The sequence below is a fragment of the Dehalococcoidia bacterium genome (assembly GCA_028711995.1).
Classification (GTDB): Bacteria; Chloroflexota; Dehalococcoidia; order SZUA-161; family SpSt-899; genus JAQTRE01.
This window is the reverse complement of sequence record JAQTRE010000102.1, coordinates 1-10,224: the sequence shown is the minus strand read 5'-3', so window position 1 is coordinate 10,224 and position 10,224 is coordinate 1. Positions and strand designations below refer to the sequence as shown.

At 51.3% G+C, this 10,224-nt stretch carries 8 protein-coding genes; 1 reads left to right on the top strand and 7 read right to left on the bottom strand.

Annotation, left to right across the window (positions count from 1 at the left end):
* From PHV74_12045 to PHV74_12035, 3 genes are all read right to left on the bottom strand, one after another.
* Positions 1–2,039 (bottom strand): pyruvate formate lyase family protein (locus PHV74_12045; protein ID MDD5095087.1); only part of this gene is annotated, 2,039 nt, incomplete at its 3' end.
* Entirely contained in the window at positions 2,003–2,140 is a 138-nt protein-coding gene (locus PHV74_12040; GenBank protein MDD5095086.1) for a hypothetical protein, read from the bottom strand. The genes PHV74_12040 and PHV74_12045, both read right to left, overlap by 37 nt.
* A 239-nt stretch (positions 2,141–2,379) precedes the next feature.
* Positions 2,380–3,645, bottom strand: a complete 1,266-nt coding sequence (locus PHV74_12035; protein ID MDD5095085.1) for an ABC transporter substrate-binding protein — start codon at positions 3,643–3,645, stop codon at positions 2,380–2,382.
* A gap of 494 nt (positions 3,646–4,139) precedes the next feature.
* On the opposite strand from PHV74_12035, the gene PHV74_12030 reads away from it, so the two are divergent.
* Entirely contained in the window at positions 4,140–4,604 is a 465-nt protein-coding gene (locus PHV74_12030) for a MarR family transcriptional regulator (GenBank protein MDD5095084.1), read from the top strand.
* Positions 4,605–4,770: 166 nt separating this feature from the next.
* On the opposite strand, the gene PHV74_12025 is transcribed toward PHV74_12030, so the two are convergent.
* The 4 genes from PHV74_12025 to PHV74_12010 form a co-directional block, all read right to left on the bottom strand.
* On the bottom strand, positions 4,771–5,262 hold the full coding sequence (locus tag PHV74_12025) for a hypothetical protein (protein ID MDD5095083.1): 492 nt from the start codon (positions 5,260–5,262) through the stop codon (positions 4,771–4,773).
* Entirely contained in the window at positions 5,222–6,232 is a 1,011-nt protein-coding gene (locus PHV74_12020; protein MDD5095082.1) for an MmgE/PrpD family protein, read from the bottom strand. Before PHV74_12020 ends, PHV74_12025 begins: the two co-directional genes overlap by 41 nt.
* Positions 6,233–6,542: 310 nt before the next feature.
* The gene (locus PHV74_12015; GenBank protein MDD5095081.1) at positions 6,543–7,499 is read right to left on the bottom strand and encodes an Lrp/AsnC family transcriptional regulator; all 957 of its coding nucleotides are present in this window, start codon (positions 7,497–7,499) and stop codon (positions 6,543–6,545) included.
* 234 nt (positions 7,500–7,733) lie between these two features.
* The gene (locus PHV74_12010) at positions 7,734–10,064 is read right to left on the bottom strand and encodes an MMPL family transporter (protein MDD5095080.1); all 2,331 of its coding nucleotides are present in this window, start codon (positions 10,062–10,064) and stop codon (positions 7,734–7,736) included.
* Positions 10,065–10,224 lie beyond the last annotated feature (160 nt).

Here is a 10,224-nt window from a genome sequence, read left to right as displayed (position 1 = left end):
CCAGGGGTAGCGGACGTGCTTCCATCAGTTAGGGCAACCCCACTCAGTCTGCCGCTGGGGAGCGCCCCGACCAGATTCCCATACCAGCTGTGAATCGAGACGACAACCTCATGAGGCCTGTTGTCATCCTTTCCCAGACGGGACTTGTAGGTCAGCTCTTCTCTGCAAAATTCATCATACCAATACGTCACCATCTCATCGGCATAGCTGTCGTCATTGCCGTATTTAGGAGCGGCAAGGAGCAAGCGCTGCAGATCCTTGTGTCTCTCGAAGTTTGCCTTGAGGGCTTCAAGCAGCTCCTTCATGGTGACGCTTTTCTCTTCAAAGACTACTTTCTTGATGGCCGCCATGGAGTTCGCTACATCTATCACGCCCACCATACAATCGGAGTCACTGCCAAATTTGGCACCGCCCCCGAGAATATCCCTGCCATGCTTCAGGCAGTCATCCGTCAGAGCAGAAGCAAAGGGCGTGGGGAAATACTCGGCATCGACATTCTCGGTGATGCGGATGATGTCTCGGCACAGCTTGATGAAATAGTGCAACTGTGTCTTCAGGGCCTCGGTCAATTCTTCGTATGTTTTGAAATCTTCGGCCTTACCGGTTGGAAGCCCCAGTTGCTTCCCGGACCTGGGATCAATTCCGTTGTTGAGCGTTAACTCCAGAACCTTGGGGAAATTGATTAAAGCCCCCCAGACGGTATCCGAAGTATGGGAGGGTGCCGTCTGAACACACCCTATAATCGAAATATCGTGTGCCTCCTCCAGTGAGCATTTCCAGCGATCCAGAGCGCGTTCCACGGCAATGTGCCCATTGATGAAGGCCGGTTTCCCCAGGCCAATTTTGACCACCTCGGCGCATTTCATCAGGAATTCATTCGATAGCCTGTTGTGCCACACCACCACCGTACTCGGCTGAATCATCCGCACGTTCTTTTCAGCCTCCAGGAAGAGGAAGTCCAGCTCATTGGTGGCGTCCTTACCATCGCGGGTGAATCCGCCCAGCGCCACCGTCTGGCCGGTATGGAGCTGAATCCCGGTGGCCTCTATTTCGCTCAGATGCTGGCCCATCTCCGAAAACTTGATAAACAGCAGCTCCATCAACTCTACCGCCTCTTCATCAGAGATATTCCCCGCCTGGCGATCCTTGCTGTAGAAGGGATACATGTACTGGGTGAATCTCCCAGGGGCGATGCCCGGCTGTGCGGCCTCTATCCATGCAACCGTATGAATGAACCAGAACGACTGCATTGCCTCGCGGAAGCTTCCGGCCGGCTTGGCCGGCACCCACCGGCAGGTTTCGGCGATGCTTCGCAGCTCTGCTTTCCGGTTGGCATCAGCCTCTTTCTCCGCCATGCTATCAGCCAGAGCCGCATATCGATCGGCCCAGGCGATAATGGCCTTCAGCACAATGATCACCGCCACGTAGAAGTCCCTCTTCTTGAAATCCTCGTACGACACCACAGGGAGATTTGCCAGGTATTGCTCTACTTCACTGATCACACCTTCCAGTCCCTTGTCGAGCACTTTTCCATAGTCCACGTTGGTTAAGCCTAATCTGATGCCAACAGTATCAGTAAATACGCCATATTTGACGAATCCGCGACGCTCCTTCCCCGTAAAACCCCTGAAGATTTCTTCGGCTTTGGACATCTGATCTTTGTCCCGAAAATACTCGCCAGCAGCAGCAAGTATGTCCTTGTCCTCCGGACTCAAGTTCAACTCTCCGAAAGTGCTCTTCCGCACCCTCTTGAACCAGCTGGATGAATACTCCGGATAGGGGTTGACACCTCGGCGGTACTGAGTGAGGCTGCCTACAATGGGGTTTTCGTCAATGTACAACGTCATTCCCCGCAAGTATTTATCCAATACCTTTGCCCGGGTTATGACTATCGGTTCTCCTCCGGCCTCGCGGTAGGCCTCCAGCAGGAACCTCACCCGCTCCGAAGACAGCTTGACCTCGGTTTCAAAAAAACTATCCTTGACCCTTTTCACTCTGTCCGTCAACACAGGTTTTTCGAGCACTTGATAACTCGCCATTTCGCTGCCTCCTCATCGCTCTTCTTAGCATCAATCTCTGTTTCCCTGATCAACGTAAGATCGAATTTGCCCATATCCTCTTCCGTTGCGTGTTCACTCATGTTTGGCACTCCGGTGAGATCAATGGAATCTGCATAAGATTGGCTCCCTGAGTCAAGACAGGTATGGGCTTTGGTTAAGGGGGATGTCAGATATTCCCACGTGATCTCCCTGATGCTCCTCGAACAAATCCGCACCTCAGTGTCCAGTTTCAAACGATCCTGGCGTCTCTTGGGCAAGAACGTGTGCTCTCATATCACCCATACTACTGGAACCTGACATCCCCCATCTATTGAAGCCACTATTTTACTTCTGTAAGCGTGCCATTTGCCAAAATGTAAAACTGGCCTGTCAAACTGTGTTTGCCATCAGGAAAAAACTTGAGCGTTCCCGTCGGTGCTTCCCAGACCAGATTGCCCGAGCGGGCCGCCTTCGCGATATCTTCCGGTTTATCCGAGCCGGCGAGTTTTATAGCCTCAATCGCGGTTCTTATAGCGTTATACTGCGTTACATGGCTTGATGATAGGGCAACATCAGGGAGTAACTGGGCACCATACTGCTCAAACTCCTTTGTGCCGGGATTGTCCGTCCCGGGTATCCAGAAGCCATAGTGGTAACTCCCCTCCCCCAGGGACTCGGCTAGCTTTAAGATGCTGGAACTAGTGGAGGCCGGACTGAGGCTCAGAAACTTGATATCGCCCAAGCCGCCTTGCTCAGGTAATTGCTTGTAGATCGTAGCGTAGAACGTCACACTACCGCCGCTGTCTGCCAGTATGACCTCGGGATTGTCACGTTTGATACGGGTAAGGAATGGGTTGAAGTCGGTGGTGCCTAGCCCGACGTATTGCTCAGACACGGTCTTGATACCGGCAGCCTCCGTTACCTTCTTTATCATAGACGTGCGTTCACGCGTTTCCTTCATGTCCCCAATAAGAAAGCCTATCGATTTCGGCTTGAGAACATTCACTATGAAATCAATACCCACCTGGCCGACAATGTAGATATCCGGAGAGGCGCAGCGAATGGTGTATGGCTTGTTAACCAGCTCTGCGTCTACCGGAGAAGAACCTATACTGAACAACGGAACATGATGCTCCTCTGCAGCGTCGGACGCAGCTACAAGGGCCGATGCGCTTGCACCGCCAAGGACAACAGCGGACACGTCCTCTTGCAGTACCAGCTTTTTGAATCCGGTGAAGGTGTCGGCGACCTGACCCGCGTCATCCTGCTTGATGAATTGAACAGGCCTGCCTCCCAAAATGCCTCCTTCGTCCTTAATTTGCTGTTCTATGACCTTCAAGCACGCGTCCGCATACGTGCCGGCCGCAGCCATTGCACCACTCCATGACATTAGAACCCCGATCTTGACCGGGTCTTTAGAGGCCGTCGCTGTGGGAGTCGTTGCCGAAGGGGTTGTCTTTGCCGGTGTTGTTGCCACGGGATTCGTTGCTGAAGCTGTTGGGGATTCCTCTTCATCATCACCACAGGCTGCCAGGATGGGCACTATCAATACCAATACCAACACTAGCATCGCAACTCTGTACCAGAGATTTCCACTCATTCTCATTTCCAACCCTCCTGATCGTATTTTCCTTTTCGATACTCAATATGTGCTACACCACCCGGGAACCCGATCTGCCCGTGATTGGAGAATTCCTATTCTGTCTGTATTATCACCCCCTTTCATCGAACTGATTGCACGCTATGATCCAGATCAATAAATATGGCACCGTATGCCGTCATCCAGCACGATGATCCGTTACGATGTTCAATTAACTGTCGATATACCTGTACTCATTTCGGCATCAACCGTCACCATGGTTTCCTTCCATATGGGCCGCTCAAATCAGGCATCGCTTCTTGACGAGCTTACCCAATAGCATGGGCTGCAGTGAATACCATTGCCATCCCACAATCATTAGCATCAATTAACAATTGTCGTACACGAAGTATATACGCCGAACAACTACTTGTCAACAAGCCTTAGGGGCCCTTTCGACGAATGGGGAGGCTTGGTCACAAGCATTGAATATTGAGGGAACAAACGCTAGAATAAGACGCATGAGCATCGATATTTCCGACCCAACCTTCAAGCTCTGGATGCGAATTAACCTGGCCAAGCACATGCTGAGCATGGAAAGGGCTAGCGAACTCAAGCCTATGCAGATCAGCCCTATCCAGGCAACGACTTTGATAGCCATCAAAGCAGCCCAAAATCCCGTCAATATGGCTCAGTTGAGCTACTGGCTCGGGTGCAGCCCACCGACAACAACCCGGCTCCTTGATAGAATGGAGAAGGCGAACTTGTTAGAGAGAAAACGGGATGGAAAGAATCGCAAAGAAGTATACGTCTATCTCACCGACAAGGGAGAGAGTGTTATTGAAAAGGTCGTACACAGCCAGGCCATTCGTGATGCCTTTCAGGTTCTCGATTCTGATGAGCAGGCCCAATTGCTGACTTCCCTGGGAAAGGTCTTGAGGCACATATACTCCTCTAATTTTTCAACTTTGCCAAAGACGCGGTAATCAATTTGTGCCGAGAGGTCTTGCAGACTATTGAAGAGCAGTTTTTCTTTGATTCAGCCTCTGAATGCCCCGTCAGAAACAGACCTAGCCTCAGTCGCCATCCGATTTTTCTGCGTGAATTGACTTGCTGGTCTCGTTTTTCAGCACCCTGACAGATTTTCAACAATCATCGTACCAGTAATTCAACCAACTTGTTTACGTTGCCGAGTTTCTCCAACGCGTCGACGGTCTCGATGGCCTTTTCAACCTTGGACCGCGGCAAGACTTCGGACGAATAGGTCCTGAATTTATCCCGCAGCCTATCGTCCGTCATAGTTGTTTTTGAAGTGTGGGGATCACCAAGCAGATAGTCTGTTTCAGCATCAAACGTCCGGCCCTTAGCAACCACGCTGATGGATCCGGGACACTTTCGGAATCGCTTTGTGGGCTCTTCCCGTATCGCTCGCACCAGCTCAGCGGCTGACCTGGGGTCTATCTCTATTTTGACCTTTCCCATGAACTCTCTTACTTCAGAATCGGTGAGCTTGTCCGGGTGATACCAATCCGGTCCTGGTTTTACACCTAGCGCTGCGAGCGATATCAGATAGGGCACACTGAACTGGAGGTTGAGGGGTGTATCAATATCGTGAGGATCGAGACCTAGTGCAGATAAAGACACCGGCCCGAATCCATAGAACGGGATTGACACTCACTGTAACGCTTTCGATGTTCGCAGAGTTCAGCTGTTGTTCCTCCATAAGACTTAAGAAGATATCCAAGCCGGGGTGAGTGTACCGACAATTTGGATAGGGTTTCACGGAGGTCTCCAATATCCACCATTTGCTGCCCAGATCGTTAGCCATGAATTCTGAGGCACAACTCGTCGCCCCTTGAAAGCGCCAGAAACCGACATCACCGTCGAGAATTGTTCGATCCCCATGATAGCCTTTGGCAGCAAGCAAAGCGGCGAGCGTTCCGCTAAGCCCCATGATCATATAGGGAGCGTATTTTTGACTTGTCCATCTGGGTGATCTTCCCAGCTTACCTACGGCAGGAGACGGGCAAATACTTCCTGCTATGCCTATTGCATCGGCCATTTTGAATCTGTCCAGTGCGAGTAGTTTCCCTGCTGCCACAGCGCCCCCAATGGTTATGTAACCCATGCCGGTCACCTGTCCTATCTTCAAGCGAGGACCATTCTCAGCCAATTCGGCGAAGGTCAGCGAAAGGCTGATCCGTGCAGCAACGTCAAAGCCTAGAGCCACAGCCAGAATGAGGTCCTTACCATTAGCACCGACCCGTTCGGCAACGGCTAATGCATCAGCCAGCACAACATTGGCAAAATGCGTGTAGTTTAGAAACGTGTCATCAGCGTCTAAGGCATTAGCCATGTCTGCATTGGCGAATGCAGCCGCGGAGGAAGAGACTCTGTCACCCGTTACCAGTATGCTAGACTCCGGCTTGCCTCCAAGTTCTCTGGCAACATCAACAATGAGTTTAGACCTGTTCAATGTATAACCGCCAATCGCACATCCCAGCGTGTCGAGGATAATTCTCTTGGTGTAATCCACAACCTCGACGGGTAAATCTTCGAACTCTGTTCCTTCGACGAAATCCGAAAGTCTTTGGGCATATGAATCCTCGTTCATTCCTCCTCCAATCATTGCTTTTTACTGCCCAAGCAAAGACTTGTAGCTATGGCATTTGTTACACATACTGAGGAATCTCTGATCCAGTGGTCTCAGAGTATTTCATTCTCAACTATTTCCCCCGTCAGATTGTGCTCTACAAAAAATAGGGAAGTTCAGAATCGTGAGATTGTCCGGCATGTCAGCGGCTTTCAGATCGGTCCGCGCAAAGTATCTAATTGAGTCAATCCGCTATTACTATCGCATGATTCGGGGCCTATTCAGAGCCTCGTTAAACCCGATAGGTCAACGTTTTACTGTCTATTACTTGTTATCCGGGCAGAGGCGGCAGCCCAAAACCACGCTTGTAGGTCTTCAGATTTAGCACCGTCTCATGCCTGATCACTCCGGGAATTCGGCCCAGTCTATTCTGGATGAAGTCATGCACCTCTTCCTGGTCTTTGAATACCGCTACCATGCACAGCTCAAACATCCCGGTGACCATCACGACCTGCGTCACATTCGGAGAAGCACACAGGTTTTCGACAATGTCATGAATCCGAGAAGGATCGACTTTCATGCGTACGGTTATCCGTATTTTGTAACCCAGTGCGGAGAGGTCCGTCACACTGACGATTCGAATAATTCCCCTCTCCAGGAGGGAGTTTAGCCTCTTGCGTACATTGGTCCGGTTTGTTCCCAGTTTATTGGCAAGTTCAGAAATGGTCTCCCTGGGCTGCAATTCCAATTCGCGGATCAAGGATTTTTCAAATTCGTCCAGAAAGCTTTTGGTGGGATTACGCTGGATGATATGGCCCTTCTCCGTCAGACACGACCAATCGTTTTTAAAAATATCGAGGATGATCATGGAGTCGACGTTGGTGATATCTTTAATGGCACCTAAGTCATTGGAGACAAGTCCGCATATATCTTCAAGGCCTCCGATCACTATCGATGCCAGCAAATCATAACAGCCGGCGGTTGACCCGATCATTTTGGAATAATTGAGGGAGGCTATCTTGGTAGCTACGGCATCCGCTTTGCCCGGGCGGACATTTATTCCCAGCAATACCAGACTTAAGTATCCCAGAGTTTTGTGATCAGCGATGGTAACGAATGAAATAATTCTCTCGTCCAGGAGGGCTTGTAACCGCCGACCCACCGTGGTATGGCTCGATCCCAACTTGGCCGCGAGTTCCTTGGCACTCTTTCTGGCGTCAACTTCCAGTTCCCTCATTAGCATCAGATCCAATTCATCCAGAGGTCTTTTTGCGGTTTTCTCGCTCATCCTCACCACCTGTTTCAATTGATCTCTTCAGAATTGACCTACCTCCGAAGGAGGGTGGACCAGCAGAGCCATCGGTAATCAGAATTAGACTGATATCGAGCGTAACTCCAGTTGCTTACCAGGGGCTGCCTCCATCGAAAGAGAGGCAGCCCCTGGTGCTGAAGCGGATTGATAAGGAGTGTACCTATCCGTAACTTGTCTGGACACAATCCGCGGTTTAATCTGTCAGTTCTGTCATGAAACCGTCTGTTTGACTGGTTCGACGGCCTTCTTGCGTTTATCTCTCCAGTTATCGAAGGTGACCACGATTCCCGGCAGGACGACAAATGAACTGATCATGACCAGCATCATATCTGCCACCGTGATCCACCCGAACGCGGTCATCTTGGGGAACTCGAAGGCAAACCACAACGAACCGAAGCCTATGGCGACCATCAGTCCGGAGACGATGATGGCCCGTCCGATTCGGCTCATGGCCGTGACCATGCAATCCATAGCCGCTCCACCTTTATCGCGCTCCTCATAGTAGCGCATCAAGATCAGGACGGTGAACTCTATGCCGATTCCCATGATCTGGGCCGGCATAACCGCCATGACCGTGGTTACATGCATGCCGCGAGCAAACATGATGGCAGTAGACCATCCCATGATAAGCACAACCGGCAGGGCGGCTACCACGACTCTGGAGACCTTGAATTTGAAAGCCACCAGCAGCGCGGCGATGATGAACCCCAGTCCGATATAGGTGTACTTGGTACGGCTGTCCTCCAGATCCTCAAGCAGTTTCGGATTCTGAAGAGTGCTCCCGCTTAACAGGACGGTGGTTCCCTCCGGCGGGTTGGCAAACTCCCTATTCATGTCGGCATTCATAATCGCTTTATCCTGAGCTTCTGCCGAACTGGCCTTCGCCGAAATGTGAAGGTGTCTGCGATCACGGGAGACCTGGTTGATCCATAGCCTCTCGTCAATCTTGTTCAGAAAGGCATCTGCCGTCGCCGCATCCTTGGGCAGCGCCCCGAGGGTGCGCACGAAGTAGTCTCCTATACTGGTTGCTGAACCGGCGAAATGCCCGGGATTATTGGGATTGTTGGGCCCGTCGTTTGCCAGGAGGGCCTTCTCGCGATCCATGACCCACTGCATGATCTCGGGCTCAAGAACCGACCTACCCTCCTCAACTGTCAGCACCATATCTGCCGAGCTGGTCCCTCCGGTCAGGGCCATCAGATATTGCAGGTCCTTTACTACCGGCAGGTCATTATCCAGGGAATCTTTCAAGCCAACCCCGCCTTCCAGTTTAGACTCCTGATGCCACCCGAAGGCTGATAGGGCTATACCAATCACCAAAACGATGGCAACATACTTCACCGCTTTGTGAGCGACCCATGACGCTCCCTTATCGATAGCGCTGTCGGCTATTGGTTCAGGCTTGTTGGTACCATCATGCTTTCGATCCCTCAGGTAGAGGATGGGGAGCAATATCCCAATGGAAACCACCAGACACACGCCAATACCGATGAGGAGCATTTTGCCGAAGCCCGCCACCATGGGGGATGAGGATAGCAGCACGGAGGCAAAACCGGCAGCGGCTACGAACATAGCGATGACCAGGGCAGGGCCGATGTGGGACAGAGTGTTCCTCACGCTCTGGGACGCCGACAAACCCTTTCGCTGTTCCTCATCATAACGGTTGTAGAACTGGATGCAGTAATCCGCGCCTAGCCCGAACAGTATGGGATAGACCGCCAGGGAAACCTGGGTCATATTCAAGCCTATAAAACCCATGATACCCATGGTGTAGATGACCGCGAGGCCAACGATACCCACGGCCAACCACCGCCAGGCGAAGAACCCCCTGACTTTGAACAGAAATGCCACTACGATCAACATGGCAATAATGGCAATCCCCATTATCTTGTTAATGGTCTTGGGAATCTCCTGTAGCTGGTAATTCATAATCATGGGGGAACCGGTGACCGTGATTTGGATGTTCTCGAAACCGGCCCCCTTAACCGCGTCTTTGGCTTCCTCGATCAGGTCGTTCTTGGCCTCAGATTCAAGTCCTCCCTCGAAACTCAGTATCATCAAGCCGGTTTTGTCGTTGATGAAGATGCCTCTTGCAGATCCGTTCAGGCCTCCGGTGGCAGGATCGATCAGCCATGATTCGTTCGATTTACCATCGGCAGCCTGAGGGTTTTTGGCAACTGCTGAGGCCTTTACCATGCTGAGGATGAACTCCGGTGTCATGACGTACTGCACGTCCGGATTGCCCTTGAAAGTGTCCTCAAATTTCTTCATTGCCGCCAGATTCTGATCGGTTACGACCTCGGGGAGGTTTTCGCCTTCCATGAGGATAACCAGCTGGTCGTCACTGAAATTCTGCCCCAGCACCACCAAGTCTTTGTAAGTCTGTGAGCTCGTCTTGAGGAAGTCTGCGTAGGTGTTGGAATTCTCGACTTGGCTCGCGCCGATCATAGCGACGATCAACAGGATCTGTGCAACAAGCAAAACCGTTTTGGGCCTTTTCTCTATGACGCCCCAAATACCTAATAGAGCTTTCTCTATCACTTTATATCCTTTTCCTTTCTGCGTTAGTTATTTAATTTTGGCGTCCCTGCAAAAAGCCGGTATCGGAATTCTGATTGAGTCACCCTGATATTATGCTGCGAAGTTTAAAGTCTGAGTGAATCGGCTGGCGGGTCGAATTTAGCGCCAAAACAAGCGCCAA